The sequence below is a fragment of the Chromobacterium subtsugae genome (assembly GCF_001676875.1).
Taxonomy (GTDB): Bacteria; Pseudomonadota; Gammaproteobacteria; order Burkholderiales; family Chromobacteriaceae; genus Chromobacterium; species Chromobacterium subtsugae.
The window spans coordinates 177,815-194,711 of record NZ_JYKA01000005.1; the positions used below are offsets into that span (position 1 = coordinate 177,815).

Annotated in this window: 14 protein-coding genes; 8 read left to right on the forward strand and 6 right to left on the reverse strand. The window is 63.8% G+C overall.

Annotated features, from left to right (window positions below; translation table 11 throughout):
- Positions 1–22: 22 nt before the first annotated feature.
- A complete protein-coding gene (locus MY55_RS08495) occupies positions 23–1,252 on the reverse strand; it encodes a M23 family metallopeptidase (RefSeq protein WP_047238532.1) in 1,230 nt (409 codons plus the stop codon).
- Positions 1,253–1,489: 237 nt separating this feature from the next.
- Between MY55_RS08495 and MY55_RS08500 the strand changes: the two genes are divergently transcribed.
- From MY55_RS08500 to serC, 8 genes are all read left to right on the forward strand, one after another.
- The gene (locus MY55_RS08500; RefSeq protein ID WP_047249370.1) at positions 1,490–2,242 is read left to right on the forward strand and encodes an endonuclease/exonuclease/phosphatase family protein; all 753 of its coding nucleotides are present in this window, start codon (positions 1,490–1,492) and stop codon (positions 2,240–2,242) included.
- Positions 2,243–2,567: 325 nt separating this feature from the next.
- Positions 2,568–3,305: a methionine ABC transporter ATP-binding protein gene (locus tag MY55_RS08505; protein WP_052877916.1), complete on the forward strand. Its 738-nt coding sequence runs from the start codon at positions 2,568–2,570 to the stop codon at positions 3,303–3,305.
- A complete protein-coding gene (locus MY55_RS08510) occupies positions 3,305–3,991 on the forward strand; it encodes a methionine ABC transporter permease (protein WP_043572129.1) in 687 nt (228 codons plus the stop codon). The genes MY55_RS08505 and MY55_RS08510 overlap by 1 nt, the downstream gene beginning before the upstream one ends.
- A gap of 32 nt (positions 3,992–4,023) precedes the next feature.
- Positions 4,024–4,833 carry a MetQ/NlpA family ABC transporter substrate-binding protein gene (locus MY55_RS08515; RefSeq protein ID WP_047238521.1) on the forward strand — a complete coding sequence of 270 codons (810 nt, stop codon included), beginning with the start codon at positions 4,024–4,026 and terminating at the stop codon, positions 4,831–4,833.
- A 340-nt stretch (positions 4,834–5,173) separates the two neighbouring features.
- Entirely contained in the window at positions 5,174–7,867 is a 2,694-nt protein-coding gene (gene gyrA / locus MY55_RS08520) for a DNA gyrase subunit A (RefSeq protein ID WP_043572135.1), read from the forward strand.
- Entirely contained in the window at positions 7,867–8,337 is a 471-nt protein-coding gene (locus tag MY55_RS08525) for a PaaI family thioesterase (RefSeq protein WP_065202255.1), read from the forward strand. The genes gyrA and MY55_RS08525 overlap by 1 nt, the downstream gene beginning before the upstream one ends.
- Positions 8,334–8,774, forward strand: a complete 441-nt coding sequence (locus MY55_RS08530) for a PaaI family thioesterase (protein WP_047238523.1) — start codon at positions 8,334–8,336, stop codon at positions 8,772–8,774. Before MY55_RS08525 ends, MY55_RS08530 begins: the two co-directional genes overlap by 4 nt.
- Positions 8,775–8,899: 125 nt before the next feature.
- Positions 8,900–9,988 (forward strand): 3-phosphoserine/phosphohydroxythreonine transaminase, encoded by a 1,089-nt coding sequence (serC, locus tag MY55_RS08535; RefSeq protein WP_065202256.1) that lies wholly within the window; start codon positions 8,900–8,902, stop codon positions 9,986–9,988.
- Between the two features lie 42 nt (positions 9,989–10,030).
- Here the strand turns inward: serC and MY55_RS23385 are convergent, their stop codons facing one another.
- From MY55_RS23385 to fliD, 5 genes are all read right to left on the reverse strand, one after another.
- Complete coding sequence (locus MY55_RS23385; RefSeq protein WP_065202257.1) at positions 10,031–10,735, reverse strand: hypothetical protein; 705 nt, start codon at positions 10,733–10,735, stop codon at positions 10,031–10,033.
- Positions 10,736–10,865: 130 nt separating this feature from the next.
- On the reverse strand, positions 10,866–11,249 hold the full coding sequence (locus MY55_RS08545) for a hypothetical protein (protein ID WP_047243164.1): 384 nt from the start codon (positions 11,247–11,249) through the stop codon (positions 10,866–10,868).
- Positions 11,250–11,437: 188 nt separating this feature from the next.
- A complete protein-coding gene (locus MY55_RS08550) occupies positions 11,438–13,882 on the reverse strand; it encodes an alpha/beta hydrolase family protein (protein WP_043572150.1) in 2,445 nt (814 codons plus the stop codon).
- Positions 13,883–13,975: 93 nt separating this feature from the next.
- Complete coding sequence (locus MY55_RS08555) at positions 13,976–14,971, reverse strand: LD-carboxypeptidase (protein ID WP_244270672.1); 996 nt, start codon at positions 14,969–14,971, stop codon at positions 13,976–13,978.
- A 214-nt stretch (positions 14,972–15,185) separates the two neighbouring features.
- Complete coding sequence (gene fliD / locus MY55_RS08560) at positions 15,186–16,577, reverse strand: flagellar filament capping protein FliD (protein ID WP_043572154.1); 1,392 nt, start codon at positions 16,575–16,577, stop codon at positions 15,186–15,188.
- Positions 16,578–16,897: the final 320 nt, after the last annotated feature.

Consider the following 16,897-nt stretch of genomic DNA (forward strand, 5'->3'; position numbering starts at 1 on the left):
TTCGGAGCGCCCGTCTTGCGAATCACCATAGAGGCTGGGCCGAAGGGCAGGGCGGCGCCACTGGGGCGTTGCTGCCGGTATCGAGGAAACCGTCGCTGATCCAGTGGCCGGCTGCGGTGCGGTTCCAGATGTCGGTGCGGCCCCATACGCCGTTCACCATCTCGCCGCGGACATGGCATTGCAGCGCCACCTGCTCCCCGCGGGCCGCCGAGCCCGCGACGTCGGCGCTCAGGCTGGGCGCGCGGCGCAGGTTGACGCGGCTGTCGCCGTTGCCGGGCGTGGCGATGCCGCTGACGCCTCCCGGTGCTGGAGTAGAGTCGCCAGCGCCGTAGTTGACTAGCCGGCCGCCGACATTCACCCGGTTGCCATTGCGCTGCGCGTAGCCTTGGTAGGCGCGGTTGCCGGCGAAAAACTGCCAGCCGCCGATCTGCTTGCGGTGCACCGGCTCGGCCTGTCCCTGATGGATCAGGGAAAAGTGCACATGGGGGCCGGTGGTGCTGCCGCCGCAAGGCAAGCCGTTGCCTATCGTGCCGAGATACGCGCCCTTGGCCACCCGCTGGCCATCCGGCGCGGCGCTGAGCTTGACCATGTGGTAGTAGGTGGTCGAGTAGCCGTTGTCGTGCACCAGCTTGACCAGCGCGCTGCCGTTGCGCACGCAGCTTTTGTAGATGACGCCGGCCAGCGGCGCCAGCACCCGCCCATCGCCGCCGGCGAAATCTATCGAATCGTAGGGCTGGCTTTCGCCGCTGTAGCCATGCGCGCCGCCGGTCAGGCTCCAGGCGGCGCCTTCCTGCCAGGGCAGGCCCAGGCCGGTGGCGTCCGGCGCCAGCCGTTTGCCGCGGGCAGCCTGGCTTTGCCAGGCGCGCAGCTCATCATTGCTCAGCCAACCTGCCGGCGCGGCGGCCAGCAGCGCGGCGAATGCCTCGCTGCCTTCCGGCGCCACTTGCCAGCCTTGCGGCGTTTGGCGCGCCAGGAACTGGCGGGATGGCGGCACCATGTCCGCCGCCGCGTCGCCGGCAAGCATCGGCAGCGGCTGGGTGAGCGCGCCCAGCACCCACAGGCGGTCCGCGCTGACGCGGCTCTCTTCCACTAATGGTTCCAGGACCTGTTTGGCCAAGGACGGCTGCGGCGCGAACGCGGCGATAGCTGCCTGGCGCAGCGACAGGTCGCTGGTCTCGGCCGCGGCGAAAGCGGCTGGCGCCGCCAACATGGCGATCCAGGAGGACAGGCGGGCAATGGCGGGTTTCATCATTACGGGCTCCTTGTCTGGTGGCAATGGCCGGCCATGTGCCGGCCATTGCCACCATATGGGGAGCGGTTGCTATTTTCATCTGGCCTTAAGAGGTGGGCGGGCGCGGGGAACCTTTTGCCGCGGCGCGCTTTGCTTGCGTGGATGGCCTGGGTGATCCCGACGGCCAATGGGGCTATCATGTTCTGGCAAACTGGCCATCGTGCCTGTCGTTCAACTCGACTCAACTCGACCCTCTTCATGGCCAAACCGATCAGCGTGATGACGTACAACATCCACAAAGGCATGTCGCCGCTGAATCGGCACCTGCGGGTGGAGGACATGGCTGACGCGTTGGCCGAACTGGCGCCAGACATGCTGTTTTTGCAGGAAGTGCAGGGAAAGAACCTGGAGCGGGCCTTGCGGCACCAGCGCTGGCCGGCGCAGCCGCAGCACCATTTTCTGGCCAACCGGCTGTCGCACCGGGCGGTGTATGGTCTGAACGCCGCCTATGACCACGGCCATCACGGCAATGCCTTGCTGACGCGCTTCGCGGTGCGCGAGTGGTGCAACCGCGACATTTCCGTCAATCGCTTTGAAAGCCGCGGCGTGCTGCAGTGCGTGCTGCAGCCGGATGGCTGGCCGCAGCCGGTGGTGGCGCTGTGCGGCCATTTCAATCTGCTGGCGGCGGATAGGCGCAAGCAGTACCTGGGTTTGGCCAGCTATGTGCAGCAGGCCATCGCCGAGGATTTGCCGCTGATCCTGGCTGGCGATTTCAACGACTGGCGTGGCGAGGCCAGCGCGCTGCTGTACCGCGAGCTGGGGTTGGAAGAGGCGTTTTTGCAGACTCGCGGCGCGCATGCGCAGAGTTTTCCGGCGCGGATGCCTATGCTGACATTGGACCGCATCTATGTGCGCGGCCTGAAGGTGGAGGCGGCGCGGGTCTTGTCGGGCCGGCCATGGTCGGGCTTGTCCGATCATCTGCCTTTATGCGCCGAAATACGCCCTTGCTAGCCCGTTGCCGAGTCATTTTGATAACTAAAAAAACTATACAAATAACTAGGCCACCGTAATTCATAGCGTTTTTTGCAATAACGCGACGGTTGCTTATAATTTTTCAAAAGGTGGTTGACGCTAAGCGAAAAAACATGTTCAATCTCAATCAAATTTATCGCCGATTTGAACACAGCTTGCGGGCGTAAAACAGCTAAAGCGTGGGTAAACAGACCCAGTCATCAGACCAACCTGTTTACAAGCAATCTCCCGGACATTCCGAAGATTCCCACCGCAAAGCCCGCCGCAGCCATCGGCGGGCTTTATGCATCTGGGAGTGTTAGGAATGATTCATCTGCAAAATGTCTGCAAGCGGTTTCCCAGCCCCGAAGGCGGCTGGTTCGATGCCGTGGCGGAAACCTCGCTGACCATCCACGCCGGAGAAGTCTTCGGCCTGATCGGCTTCTCCGGCGCTGGCAAGTCCACCTTGCTGCGCCTGATCAATCTGCTGGAGCGTCCGGACGCCGGCGCGGTGATCGTCGACGGCCAAGACCTTACCAGCCTGTCTCCCAAGCAATTGCGCGCCGCGCGGCAAAACATCGGCATGGTGTTCCAGCAGTTCAATCTGCTGGCCAACCGCACCGTGGCCGGCAATGTGGCCTTCCCGCTGGAGATCGCCGGCTGGAGCAAGGCCGACATCGAAAAGCGCGTGGCGGAATGCCTGGCCATCGTCGGCCTGGAAGACCGCGCCAACCACTACCCGGCCCAGCTGTCCGGCGGCCAAAAGCAACGCGTCGGCATCGCCCGCGCGCTGGCGCCCCGTCCGCACGTGATCCTGGCCGACGAGCCGACCTCCGCGCTCGACCCCAAAACCACCCAGTCCATCCTGGACTGCTTGAAGGACATCAACGCCCGTTTCGGCGTGACGGTGGTGATCGTCACCCATGAAATGCATGTGGTGCGCAGCATTTGCCACCGCGCCGCGGTGCTCGATCAGGGCTGCGTGGTGGAAGTCGTCGATGTGAACAATCAAGAAGTGGCCGCCGATTCCGACTTGGCCCGCTCTTTGCTGGAGGCCGCGTAATGGATGCCGCAACCCTGAACGAAGCGCTGCAAAACCTGCAATCGATGGCCCCGGAAATCTGGCAGGCCAGCCAGGAGACCGGCGTGATGCTGGGCCTGGGGCTGGCGGCCGCCATCCTGTTCGGCGGCCCGCTGGGCGTCGTCCTGTACCTGTCGCAGCAGGGCCAGATGTTCGCCAACCGTTTCGTCAACGGCGTGCTCAGCTGGCTGGTGAACCTGGTGCGTTCCTTCCCCTTCATCATCCTGATGGTGTCGCTGGTGCCGCTGACCCGGCTGATCGTCGGCAGCACCATCGGCCCGGTGGCCGCGTCGGTGCCGCTGGCCTTCGCCGCCATTCCGTACTTTGCCCGACTGGTGGAGCAGACGCTGCGCGAGATTCCGCGCGGCGTGGTGGAGGCGGCCGAGGCGATGGGCGCGAGCCCGGCGCAGATCATCTTCAAGGTGCTGGTGAACGAGGCTCGCTCCGGGCTGATATCCAGCCTCACCATCCTGACCATCAGCTTCCTCAGCTACACCGCGGTGGCGGGCGTGGTGGGCGGCGGCGGCATCGGCGACCTGGCCATCCGCTACGGTTACTACCGCTTCCAGACCGACGTGATGGTGGCGATGGTGCTGATGCTGGTGGTGCTGGTGCAGATCATCCAGCTGCTGGGCAACCGCCTGGCGGCCAAGTTGGACAAACGTTGAGCTTCAGACGCGCAAATTTAAAGGAGAAAACCATGCGTAGATTCGTCATCAAGGCAGTTGCAGCATCCGTAGTGGGCCTGGCGCTGGCCGGCAATGCCCTGGCCGCCGACCCGGCCAAGAAGGAAATCGTCATCGGCACCACCGTCGGCGACTTCGGCGACATGGTCAAGCAGTCGATCAAGCCGCAGCTGGAAAAGCAGGGCTATTCGGTCAAGCTGGTGGAGTTCACCGACTACGTGCGCCCCAATCTGGCGCTGCAGGAAGGCTCGCTGGACGTGAACGTGTTCCAGCACAAGCCTTACCTCGACAACTTCGCCAAGGAGCACAAGCTGTCGCTGAAAGAGGCTTTCCAGGTGCCGACCGCGCCGCTGGGCATCTATCCGGGCAAGCTGAAGTCGCTGAAGGACGCCAAGCCGGGCGTGACCCTGGCCGCGCCTAACGATCCGTCCAACTTCGCCCGCGCGCTGGTGATGCTGAACGACCTGGGCTGGGTGAAGCTGAAGCCGGGCGTCAACCCGCTGACCGCCTCCGAGCGCGACATCGCCGTCAACATCAAGAAAGTGAAGATCGTTCAGCTGGAAGCCGCGCAGCTGCCGCGCTCGCGCAGCGATGTGGACTTCTCCGTGATCAACGGCAACTACGCCACCAGCTCCGGCATCAAGCTGACCGAAGCGGTCTACCAGGAAAAGAGCTACGCCTATGTCAACTGGGGCGTGGTGCGCGCGGCCGACGCCGCCAAGCCGTGGGCCAAGGACGTGATCGCCGCCTACAATTCGCCGGCGTTCAAGGCCTACACCAAGCAGAAATTCGCCGGCTACAAGCTGCCGCAAGGCTGGAACTGAGTTTTTCTTGTAACACTCCTGGCTACAAGACTTGACGGAGGGCTGCGGCCCTCCTTTTTTGCGTCTGTTTTTTGCCGGCAGGGCGAAGCGCGGCGGTGATTGCCAACTTATTCTGAAAACACTATCGACAAAGCTTGCGCGGCGGTGTTGCTTGCGGCGGCGGCAGGAGGGCTGCGTCGGGCGGGCGACAAACGCCGGCCGGGCGGGCATTTGCGCGGTGTTTCATGATAGAATGGCGGGATTGTTACATCCATCGGTTGTCGTTGCCTGAGCGCCGTTTTGCAAACGTGGCGCGCGCCGGGCGGGCGGCGGCCGGATCATCCTTACGAATCAAGACACTATGACCGATAACCTGTTCGCCAAGGAAACGATTCCCATCAGCCTCGAAGAGGAGATGCGCCGTTCTTATCTCGATTACGCGATGAGCGTGATCGTGGGCCGCGCGCTGCCGGACGTGCGCGACGGCCTCAAGCCGGTGCACCGCCGCGTGCTGTATGCGATGCACGAGCTGTCCAACGACTGGAACCGCGCATACAAGAAGTCGGCCCGTATCGTTGGCGACGTGATCGGTAAATACCACCCGCACGGCGACACCGCCGTGTACGACACCATCGTGCGCATGGCGCAGGACTTTTCCTTGCGCTACCCGCTGGTGGATGGCCAGGGCAACTTCGGCTCGGTGGACGGCGACAACGCCGCCGCGATGCGTTACACCGAAATCCGCATGGCGCGCATCGCGCATGAACTGTTGGCCGACATCGAAAAAGAGACGGTCGACTTCGGCCCCAACTACGACGGCTCCGAGCACGAGCCGCTGATCCTGCCGGCCAAAGTCCCGAACCTGCTGGTCAACGGCGCCTCCGGCATCGCCGTCGGCATGGCCACCAACATTCCGCCGCATAACCTCAACGAGGTGGTGGACGCCTGCCTGGCCTTGCTGGGCAACAGCGAACTGACCATAGACGAGCTGATTGACATCATTCCGGCGCCGGACTTTCCGACCGCCGGCATCATCTACGGCACCGCCGGCGTCAAGGAAGGCTACCGCACCGGCCGCGGCCGCGTGATCATGCGTGCGCGCACCCATACCGAACCCATCGGCAAGGGCGACCGCGAAGCGATCATCGTCGACGAGATTCCGTATCAGGTGAACAAGGCCCGCCTGCTGGAGCGCATCAGCGAATTGGTGCGCGACAAGCAGATCGAGGGCATCTCCGACCTGCGCGACGAGTCGGACAAGTCCGGCATGCGCGTGGTGATCGAACTGAAGCGCGGCGAAATGCCGGAGGTGGTGCTGAACCACCTGTACAAGATGACCCAGCTGCAGGACAGCTTCGGCATGAATATGGTGGCGCTGGTCGACGGCCAGCCGCGCCTGCTGAACCTGAAGCAGATCCTGGTTGAATTCCTGCGCCACCGCCGCGAAGTGGTGACCCGCCGCACCATCTTCGAACTGAAGAAGGCGCGCGAACGCGGCCACATCCTGGAAGGCCTGGCCGTCGCGCTGTCCAACGTCGACGAAATCATCGCGCTGATCAAGGCGTCCGACGCCCCGCCGCAGGCCAAGGCCGCGTTGATGGCTCGCGCCTGGCGCTCGTCGCTGGTGGAGGACATGCTGTCCCGCGTCGAAGGCGACAAGGCGCGTCCGGAAAACATCGATCCGGCTTTCGGCCTGAAGGACGACGGCTACCACCTGTCCGACGTGCAGGCCCAGGCCATCCTGGACATGCGCCTGCAGCGCCTGACCGGCCTGGAGCAGGACAAGATCGTCGGCGAATACCGCGAGATCATGGACGTGATCCTCGACCTGCTGGACATCCTGGCCAAGCCTGAGCGCATCAGCCAGATCATCGGCGACGAGCTGACCGCCATCAAGCTGCAGTTCGGCGACGCGCGACGCTCGGAAATCGAGCCGTACGGCGGCGACATCAATATCGAAGACCTGATCACCCCGCAGGACATGGTGGTGACCATTTCGCACAGCGGCTACATCAAGGCGCAGCCGATCGACGACTACAGCGCGCAGCGCCGCGGCGGCCGCGGCAAGCAGGCCGCCGCCACCAAGGACGACGATTTCATCGAAACGCTGTTCGTCGCCAACACCCACGACTACGTGCTGTGCTTCTCCAGCCGCGGCCGCTGCTACTGGCGCAAGGTGTACGACCTGCCGCAGGGCGGCCGCCAGAGCCGCGGCAAGCCGATGGTCAACGTGCTGCCGCTGGAAGACGGCGAGAAGATCAATGCGCTGCTGCCGATCAGCGAGTTCCGCGACGATCAATACGTGTTCATGGCCACGGCCGACGGCACGGTGAAGAAAACGCCGCTGCGCGCCTTCTCCAAGCCGCGCGCGGCCGGCATCATCGCCATCAATCTGGACGAAGGCAATTATCTGGTCGGCGTGGCGCTGACCTGCGGCAAGAGCGTGGCCGGCCAGGGAGATGAGGAAGACGAAGTGGCGTCCGAAGACGACACCATCATCGAGGGCGAGCTGATCGAGGACGCGCAGTCCATCGAAGGCGATCAGGTGATGTTGTTCTCCGACGCCGGCAAATCGGTGCGCTTCAGCGAAAGCCAAGTGCGTCCGATGGGCCGCACCTCGCGCGGCGTGCGCGGCATGAAGCTGGGCGAAGGCCAGAAGCTGATCTCGCTGCTGGTGACCAACTCCGCGGACCAGATGGTACTCACCGCCAGCGACGGCGGCTACGGCAAGCGCACCCGCGTCAGCGACTTCCGCCTGACCAGCCGCGGCACCCAGGGCGTGATCGCGATGGACCTGACCGACAAGACCGGCTTCAAGCTGGTGGCGGCCAGCCTGGTGGAGGAAAGCGACGACATCATGCTGATCACCACCGGCGGCGTGCTGATCCGCACCAAGGTGGCGGAAGTGCGCGAAACCGGCCGTTCGGCCCAGGGCGTGCGCCTGATCAATCTGGACGACGGCGAAAAGCTGATCGGCCTGGAGATCGTGGCCGAAGCCGAGTGCGCGGATGCCGAAGGCGAGGGCGATGCCGCGCCGGAGCAGGGCGAAGCGTAATGATCCCGACTCCTGCCAACCCGCAGGTGCTGGAGGCGATGAGCCAGCTCTTCGTCTCCTTCCCTCATTGCGCGACGCTGGGCTTCGAGTATGTCGGCACCGAGGGCCGCAAGCCCACGCTGAAGCTGTCCTGGCGCGAAGACCTGGTGGGCAATCCCGCCACCGGCATCCTCCACGGCGGGGTGATCACCTCGCTGGTGGATACCTGCAGCGCCATCGCCGTCACCGCGCAGCTGCCGGGGGCGGAAACCATCGCCACGCTGGATCTGCGCATCGATTACCTGAAGTCCGCCACGCCGGGCAAGGCCATCCACTGCACTGCCGGATGCTACCGGCTGGCCAGCCAGATCGCCTTCACCCGCGCGGTGTGCTATCACGATAATCCGACCGACCCCATCGCCCACGGCGTGGCCACCTTCATGCGCGAGTCCAGCCGGACGCCGATGCTGCCGGAGGAGGGCCGCGAATGAGCGAATTCATGCAACGCTTCGCCGAATGGCGCGAGCGCAAGGCTTACGCCGAGATCGTGGACGCGCTGCCGTATGTCAAGTTGATGGGAGTGCAGCTGCGCGAGGACGAACAGGGCGAGCTGCGCTTCGATCTGCCTTTCGCCGAGCGCAACGTCGGCAATACCACGCTGCCGGCGCTGCATGGCGGCCTCATAGGCGGCTTCATGGAAAGCGCGGCGATGATACACCTGATGTGGAACCGCGAGTCGCTGGAAGCGCCGAAGATAGTGGATTTCTCTCTGGACTACCTGCGCCCGGGGCGCCCGCAAACGCTGAGCGCCCAGTGCGAAATCACCAAGCAGGGCAAACGGGTGGCCCACGTGCTGATAGAAGCCTGGCAAGACGACCGCCGCAAGCCGGTCGCCGTGGCCCGCGCCCATTTTCTGCTGAGCAACTGAGCCGCCCGCGATGGCGGCCCATGGAAAACCGGCGCATCCCTGGCGGGACGTGCCGGTTTTTTTATACACTCGTAGCGACAGCCGCAGCCGGCTGACCCCGCGCACGCAATAGATAAAGGATAGACATGGCCAAGGTTTACAACTTTTCCGCCGGTCCCGCCGTCCTGCCGCACCAGGTGCTGGCCGAAGCCCAGAGCGAACTGCTGGACTGGCACGGCTCCGGCATGAGCGTGATGGAGATGAGCCACCGCGGCAAGGAATTCATGAGCATCATCCATGACGCCGAGCATGATCTGCGCGAGTTGATGCGGATTCCCGCCAATTACAAGGTGCTGTTCCTGCAGGGCGGCGCTTCGCTGCAGTTCGCGATGGCGCCGCTGAACCTGCTGGGCGACAAGGACAGCGTCGACATCGTCAACACCGGCCATTGGTCCAAGCTGGCCATCAAGGAGGCGAAGCGCTACGCCAAGGTCAATGTGGTGGCCAGCAGCGAAGACCGCGACTTCAGCCTGGTGCCGGAAGAGGCGAGCTGGCAGCGCGATCCCAATGCCGCCTACCTGCACTACACCTCCAACGAAACCATCGGCGGCCTGCAGTTCCCCTATGTGCCGGGTTCGCTGCCTGGCGTGCCGCTGATCTGCGACATGTCGTCAGATTTCCTGTCGCGCGAGGTGGACGTCAGCCGCTTCGGCATGATCTACGCCGGCGCGCAGAAAAACATCGGCCCGTCCGGCCTGACGGTGCTGGTGATCCGCGAAGACCTGCTGGGCAAGGCCAGGGCGGACATTCCCACCATGATGAATTACCAGGTGCATGCCGACGCCGACTCGATGTACAACACGCCCGGCACCTACCCGATCTACATCGCCGGACTGGTGTTCAAATGGCTGAAGGAGCAAGGCGGCGTCAAGGGCATCGCCACCCGCAACGAAGAGAAGGCCGGCCTCTTGTACCATGCGATAGACAGCAGCGAAGGCTTTTACTCCAGCCATATCGAAGCGCCGTTCCGCTCCAGGATGAACGTGGTGTTCAAGCTGAAGGACGAGGCGCTGGACGAAATCTTCCTGCTGGAAGCGCGCAAGAACGGCCTGGCCCAATTGAAGGGCCACCGCGCGGTGGGCGGCATGCGGGCGTCGATCTACAATGCGATGCCGATCGAGGGCGTGAAATCGCTGGTCAATTTCATGCAGGATTTCGCGCGCCAGCATAGCTGACCGTAGAACGTCGTCTGGCCGAATGCGCCGCCGCCGTGACCGTCATGGCGGCGGCGGATTTTTTCCCTGCTTGTCGTTGGTGCAGCTGGGATAGGGAGGCGCTTCGCCAGGCGTGCGGTTGCAAAGCCTGATCGGTTCGACTAAAAGCTGGTAACGGGCGGTCCATTTATCGGTGTCGATAGGCAGCGGCGCGCTCGAGGGGCTGGATCGCTCCGCCCATTGCACGGTGTAATAGTCGCGCGCCCCCTTGATGACGGTGATCAGCGCCGATTCGCTGGTGCGCCCGCCTGTGGCCGGCGAAGTGCCGCATTGCATCAGCATGGTGAAAGCGTCGTATCCGTCCAGTTTGCCTTGTCGCAAGGCCTGGGCGCTGAACGAGTCCGGGCAGTCTTTTTTAAACCCGCCGGCTATCGCCATAGCCAGTTTTGGCAGCGTGACGTTGGGATTCAGCGCCAGATCTTTCCTGCCGGTTAGCGTGATCATTTGCGACCATCGTTCCACCGTTTCTCCACTCAGGACCGACTCCTGGATATAGGCGACAGGTTTTGCCTCTTCATAGGCTTGATCGAAACCCCGAGGCATGGGCACTAGCAGCAATTGGCTGTAAATCGGGGTGATGGTTTTGACCGAATAGCCTGGCGCGGCAGTGGGTCTGCTTGCCGCCGGCTTGGCGTCGTCGGCTGCGGCGAAAGCGGAGTATCCCCAAAAAGCGCAGCATAGCGCGCCGATGATGGCTTGGTTTCGCATGGTTGCGTAGCGCCGGTGATGAACGTGGGTGTTTGCGGCCGCGTCTGGCCATTGAGATGGCGAAGCGGAATGATAGCGCCCAAGCAACCCGCCTCCAAGTTCGCCGTGGGGAAAGCTGCGGTGCCGGAGCTTAGCGCGCCTTGGGCTCGGCGCTGGCTTGCAGCGCCAGCCGGATGCCTCGGCTGATGTTGCCGTCGCCCAACGCCAGCGCGATGTCTATGCTTTGCGCGTCGAGATAGACATTGCGGCGCGCGCCGCCTTGCATCTTGAGCGGCGCGCCGGCATTGCTGCCTATGCCCAGCGCCTTTTTCACCTGCCGCTGATCCAGCGGACGCAGCATGCTCGAATTGACCATGCTGTAGACGCCGTTGCTGTATTTGCGCACCAGCGCGCCGCTGCGGCCGGCCAGTGTGATCACGCCCACCACCTCGTAGCCGGGCAAGTCGTCCAGCTGATACAGCCTGGGCCGGCCGGGTTGTTCGATATGGATCCGATGTCCGTGATTGTCGCGCATGGCATGCTCCGCTTGGATCGGCAAGCCCTAAGAATGAGGATTTCTGCCTGCCATAATCAATTTTGTACACACCCAATCAAAGCGCAAGCCAAAAATATGTGTGTATGAAAAAAACGGCATCCATGAGATTTGGCGCTGCTTAAAAGAAGAAGCCCGGCGGGGCCGGGCTGCTGAATGGATGGGAGGCGCTATGGCTTGGCGGCGCTATCCGCTTCGCGCGGCTTGGCGTGCTTGACATACTGATCCAGCCAGCGGTCCTCCTCCCACAGCATGTGCAGAATGGACTCGCGGGCGCGGTAACCGTGGCTTTCCGCCGGCAGCATCACCAAGCGGGCAGTGCCGCCCAGGCCCTGCAGCGCCTGGTACATCCGCTCGCTCTGGATCGGGAAAGTGCCGGGATTGTTGTCGGCCTCGCCGTGTATCATCAGCAGCGCGTCCTTGATCTGGTCTGCGTAATTGAACGGCGACATGGTCTGGTACACGTCCTTGGCCTGCCAGAAGTTGCGCTCTTCGGATTGGAAGCCGAACGGCGTCAGCGTGCGGTTGAAAGCGCCGGAGCGGGCGATGCCGGCGCGGAACAGCCGGGTGTGCGCCAGCAGGTTGGCGGTCATGAAGGAGCCGTAGGAGTGGCCGCCGATGGCGATGCGGTCGCGGTCGGCGACGCCCAGCCTCACCACCTCATCCACCGCCGCCTGCGCGTCCATTTTCAGCTGCGGCAGGTAGCTATCGTTCGGCTCCTTGCTGCCTTCGCCTACGATCGGCATGGTGGGGTCGTCCAGCACCGCATAGCCGCGGGCGAGCAAGGGCTCCGGTCCCCAGTAGCCGATGCGGTTGAAGCGGTACGGCGAATCGGTGACCTGGCTGGCGGCCTCGGCGCTCTTGAATTCAGCCGGGTAGGCCCACATCAGCATCGGCAGCGGGCCGTCGCGCTTGGCGTCGTAGCCGGGCGGCAGATACAGGGTGGCGGTTAGGTCGACGCCGTCCGCGCGCTTGTAGCGCAGCTGCCGCTTCTGCACGCCCTTGAGTTGGGGCGTGGGGTGGGTGAAGAAGGTCAGCTGGCGCAGGCCGTCATTCTGTCCCAATGTTTTGATATACAGATTGGCTGGCTGCTCCACCTGCTCGCGGCTGAGCAGCGCCTTGCCGCTGCTCAGCACTGCCAGCGGCTGTTCGAACCACGGCGCCTGCGAGCGCCACAGCCGACTGCTTTGCTTGGTTTTCAGACTGAATGCGTCGATGAAGGGGCGGTCGCCTTCCGGACTGGCGCCGTCGCCCAGCAGGTAGAGGCTGTCGCCGTCGGCGCTGGTTTGCAGCAGCGACTGGCCCCGGCCGTTGCTGATCATCGCCGGCACGCCCGGATCGGCGTAACGGTCTTCGGATTTACGGCTGTTCAGCAATTCCGCGGCCTGGCCGGGGCGACCCGGCTGGATGCGCCAGGTCTTGATGTCACGAGTTTTCCACCAGTATTCGCTGACCAGCGCCAGATCGTCGCGGCCCCACTGGATGTCGGCGAAACGGCTGGCCAGCTCCTGCAGTTTGAGCGGCGGCTTGGTGAACGGCGCCGCTTGCAGGTACAGGGCATCCCGGACCTTGGCCGCCGCGGCCGGATCGCCGCCGTCCTGGGCTTCGGCCCAGAACAGCGACGCCGGCGCGTCGGCGCGCCACTCCACTTCGCGCGGGCCGGTTTCCACCGCGTCGTTGCCGGAAGGCAGGCGCTCCAGCAGCGGGCGCTGTGTCACTAGGTGGACGCTGCGGCCCTTCATGTCCAGCACTTCTATCCGTTGCGGGAAGCGGCTGATCGGCACCAGCGTGGAGTAGGGGCGCTGCAAGCGCACCGACAGCAGGTATTGCCGGTCGGGCGATGGGCGCACCGCCAGGTAGCGGTCGGGTTTGCCGATGCGGTTTGCCTTGCCGTTCAGGTCCACCAGCGCCAGCTGGCTGGTCAGCTCGTAATCCAGCAAGTCGGCGTCATAAGGGGTTTTCAGCAGGTCAGGATAAGTGCGGGTTTGCGACAGCTTGCCACCCAGGCTTTGCTGGATGTTGGGGCCGGCCGGGATCGTCGGCTTCTCCGGCGCCGGGCCTTGCTCGGCGGGGCGCAGCTTCGCCAGCAATTGCGAGCCCAACCAGGAGAATCCCGCGCCGCTGCTGGCGTTGAGATGGAAGCTGCCCAGCCGGTGCGCCCGCGCCTGGGAGACGTCCAGCAGCCACAACTCCACGCCTTTGTCGCCCCACAGGCTCAGCGCCACCCGTTTGCCGTCCGGCGACCATTGGCTGTCGGCGATGCGCGGGGAAGCCGGCAGGCCGGAGACCGGGCGGCTCTTGCCGTCGGCCAGAGTGAGCAGGGTCAGCGCCGTGCCGAATTCGAAACGGCTGCCGGCATGCATCCTGGGATTCAGCCGCAAGCCGGCCAGCCGCAGCTCCGGCTGCGATACGTCAGCGATGCCGGGCAGGCCGGGGCGGTGGATTTGCAAAATGGTGTCGCGCTGAGGGTTGAGCGACTGCGACGGCGTGCGCGGCGCATCGACGATGGCCGCCAGCTCCGACGGCGGCGTTTGGTAGCCGCTTTCCGCCGCGAGGCAAGGGGACAGCAAACCGGCCAGAACCAGGCCGGCCAAGGGTTGGTGATTACGGGCCATGCAGTCTCCAGATTAGGACAATGCCGCTGACTGGGCGGAAAGCAGCCAAACTGCACCACTCGCGCCGCGCAGTCAAGCGCTTGGCATGTTGCCTTAGGCCAACTGGGTGCCCAGCATGGCGTCCGGCTGCAATCCCGCCGGCGAGAGAGTGGGGTAGTCGAAGAATTGCAGGCTCAGGCCGCCGCCATCGGAATGGAAGCGCGCCGGATAGCCCAGCGGCAGCGTGGTCTTGTTGGCGATGTGGCCGAAAGGCACGCCGGTGAAGACCGGCACGCCGCTGATGCGCCGCAGCTCGGCCACCACCGCGTCGAAGTTGTAATGCGGATCGTAGACGTCGACATGCTTTTGCATCGAGAAGTCGCCGAGGAAAATGGCTTTCTGGCGCGACAGCACGCCGGCCAGATGCAATTGCTGCAGCATGCGCTCCACCCGGTACGGCTGTTCGCCGACATCCTCCAAAAACAGCAGGCCGCCCTGGATTTCCGGCAGATAGGGCGTGCCGGCCAGGCTGGACAGCACGCTGAGGTTGCCGCCCCAGAAAATGCCTTCGCCGCGGCCTTGGGGCTGCGGTTGCGCCGCCGCGATGCGCAGGCTGCGTTGCGGCGTGGTGATCGCGCTGAAGAACTCGTTGATGGCATAAGGGCTGGGGCTGGGGGCGCCGAAATCGCCCAGCATCGGGCCGGCGAAGCTGCCGACGCCGCTCTTGGCCAGCACCGCCAACTGGATGGCGCAAAAATCGCTGTAGCCCACCAGTGAGGATCGGGACTCCTTCAGCCGCGCCCCCAGCCGCGAGAAGTCTAGGTGCGGCAGCAGCCGCATCGCGCCATAGCCGCCTCGAGCCGCCAAGACCAGCGGCGGCAATTGCGGTTCGGTCAGCAGGGTTTGCAAATCGCTCAGCCGCTGGGCGTCGGTGCCGGCGAAGCGTTGATGGCTGCGTTCGAGCGCGGCGGTGTTTTCCAGCTGGAAGCCTGCCTGGGCCAGCCGCGGCAGCGCCAGCTGGCGTTGCTTCGGCGGCACGATGCCGGAGCAGGCGGTCAGGTAGAGGCGGGTGTTGGCGACGCGGGTGGGCAGGGCGTTTTGATCCGGCATAGAGCGGCATCCTTGCAGGATCCCGGCGCCGGCCCCGAGGGCAAGGCACTGCAGCAGCTGACGGCGGGAATGATTGATGTCTGGTGTCATGGAAGTCGGACGGGGCGGCCGGCTGGGAGTTCCGGGCCTGGCGCTGGTGGCGGAATGGCCAAGAGTATACGGCAAAAGAAAAGGCGGCCTCCAGCATGAAGGCCGCCCGGGAGAGGAAAAGGTATCAGCCGACCAGATTGGCCATGCTGGTGGAAGCTTGCTCCATCTGCGCCAGTTCGCTGTTGAGATTGGAGTATTCCGTCAGCAGGCTGCTCTGCTCATTGGAGAGCTGGCTTTGCAGCTGGCTTTGCAATTGCTGTTCGCTGGTCACCTGGGAATTCAGGTTGTTTTGGTCGATGGTTACCAAGCCGGTCGGTCCTAGCAGATTGTTGATGGCGGTGTTGAAGACGTTGCCGATGCCGGTGTTCTGGGCGTTGCCGAACAGATTGGTCACCGCGCCCGGGTTCGACGACAGCGCCGAATTGAAGGTGGTGGAATTCAGCGCCAGCGTGCCGTCGGCGTTCTGGGTGATGCCCACTTGCGCCAAGTAGGCGAAGGAGTTGACCGGATCGGCGCCGGCCACCGGAGTGCCGAGGATCCCGGCGAGCTGTTCCTGCAGGCCGGTCAGATCGCTGCTGATGTCGGTATTGGCCGGCGTGCTGCCCACGGTCTTCGAGCTGGTGGTGGCGGAGTTGGTCGCCGACACCACCTGGTTGTAGGCCGAGACGAAGGTCTGCAGCGTGGAGGTGATGTTGGCGGTATTCTGGCTCATGTTCACCGTCACCTGGCCCAATTTTTCCAGATTGACCGTCGCGCCGGTAATCACATTGCTGACGGCATTGCTGCTGGACGACACGTTGACGCCGTTCACGGTCATCAGCGCGTTTTGCGCATTGGTCGACTCGGTGGCCGCGGTGCTGCTTTGCTGCAGTCCGGCGAGGGTGTTGCCCGAGGTGCCGTTGCTGTCGGTGCCGCCGGCGGTGATGGTAAAGGCATTGCTGGGGCCAGCCTGGGCGGAGTTGAGCACCAGCGAGTAGTTGTTGTTGTACTGCACGATGGAGGCGTTCACGCCGATGCCGGCGCCGTTGATGCTGCTGGCGATGGAGGACAGCGTTACCGGACTGCCGCCATTGCTCAGGTTGACCGTGCTGCTGGTGCCGCCGATGTTGAAAGTCAGCGAACTGGGCGCGCCGCTCAGCGCCGCGTTTTCATTGGTGATGGGCGAACCGTTGGAGTTCTGGTCGAAAACCAGCTGCCGGGCTTGCGCCAGCTGGGTCACGTTCAATACGTAGGAGCCGGCGGTGCCGCCCGAGGTCGTGGAGACATTGGCTACCGTGCTGTCCGACGAGGTTGCGGCGAATTGCTGCAGAAAGGTGCCGGACGACAGGGTGGTCGCCGCGGTCTGCAGCGCGGACAAGGCGGAGCTGACCTGGCCGAGCGTGCTCAGTTCGGACTGGTAATTGGAGACGCGCTGCTGGCTTTGGGTAAGCGGCTGCGAATCGGCGGCGACCAGCTGGCTGACAATGGACTGGACGTCCAGCGGGCCGACGTTACTGCTGATGGATGAAGCTGACATGACGTCGTCTCCCAAACCCCGGTCTGATCTGCCATCAGGCCGGCATGTTGCAAAGTAGGGCGAATGAGCTGCCAAGCTGTCATCACGGACGGGTGCTGCTGTCGTTGTTTTGGTAAAGTTCTTTGAATCGCTATCGGCCGGTTTGGCGGCAACTTGAGCCTCTTGCCGGCTTTTTTTCATGTTACACCGCTTGCCAGGCGGCTTGCTGGCGGAAACGTTTATTCTTCGATTTCATATTTTAAGATTTGCTAAGTTTATATTGATATATCCAATCGGTTTTGAACGTCCCCGGATGTTTCCGGTAGATTGAGTCCATCAAA

Excerpts from the sequence above, each read along its gene's own strand:
- MY55_RS08495 (WP_047238532.1), bottom strand. The coding sequence starts at position 1,252 with ATGATGAAACCCGCCATTGCCCGCCTGTCCTCCTGGATCGCCATGTTG.
- MY55_RS08500 (WP_047249370.1), top strand. The coding sequence starts at position 1,490 with ATGGCCAAACCGATCAGCGTGATGACGTACAACATCCACAAAGGCATG.
- MY55_RS08505 (WP_052877916.1), top strand. The coding sequence starts at position 2,568 with ATGATTCATCTGCAAAATGTCTGCAAGCGGTTTCCCAGCCCCGAAGGC.
- MY55_RS08510 (WP_043572129.1), top strand. The coding sequence starts at position 3,305 with ATGGATGCCGCAACCCTGAACGAAGCGCTGCAAAACCTGCAATCGATG.
- MY55_RS08515 (WP_047238521.1), top strand. The coding sequence starts at position 4,024 with ATGCGTAGATTCGTCATCAAGGCAGTTGCAGCATCCGTAGTGGGCCTG.
- gyrA (WP_043572135.1), top strand. The coding sequence starts at position 5,174 with ATGACCGATAACCTGTTCGCCAAGGAAACGATTCCCATCAGCCTCGAA.
- MY55_RS08525 (WP_065202255.1), top strand. The coding sequence starts at position 7,867 with ATGATCCCGACTCCTGCCAACCCGCAGGTGCTGGAGGCGATGAGCCAG.
- MY55_RS08530 (WP_047238523.1), top strand. The coding sequence starts at position 8,334 with ATGAGCGAATTCATGCAACGCTTCGCCGAATGGCGCGAGCGCAAGGCT.
- serC (WP_065202256.1), top strand. The coding sequence starts at position 8,900 with ATGGCCAAGGTTTACAACTTTTCCGCCGGTCCCGCCGTCCTGCCGCAC.
- MY55_RS23385 (WP_065202257.1), bottom strand. The coding sequence starts at position 10,735 with ATGCGAAACCAAGCCATCATCGGCGCGCTATGCTGCGCTTTTTGGGGA.
- MY55_RS08545 (WP_047243164.1), bottom strand. The coding sequence starts at position 11,249 with ATGCGCGACAATCACGGACATCGGATCCATATCGAACAACCCGGCCGG.
- MY55_RS08550 (WP_043572150.1), bottom strand. The coding sequence starts at position 13,882 with ATGGCCCGTAATCACCAACCCTTGGCCGGCCTGGTTCTGGCCGGTTTG.
- MY55_RS08555 (WP_244270672.1), bottom strand. The coding sequence starts at position 14,971 with ATGCCGGATCAAAACGCCCTGCCCACCCGCGTCGCCAACACCCGCCTC.
- fliD (WP_043572154.1), bottom strand. The coding sequence starts at position 16,577 with ATGTCAGCTTCATCCATCAGCAGTAACGTCGGCCCGCTGGACGTCCAG.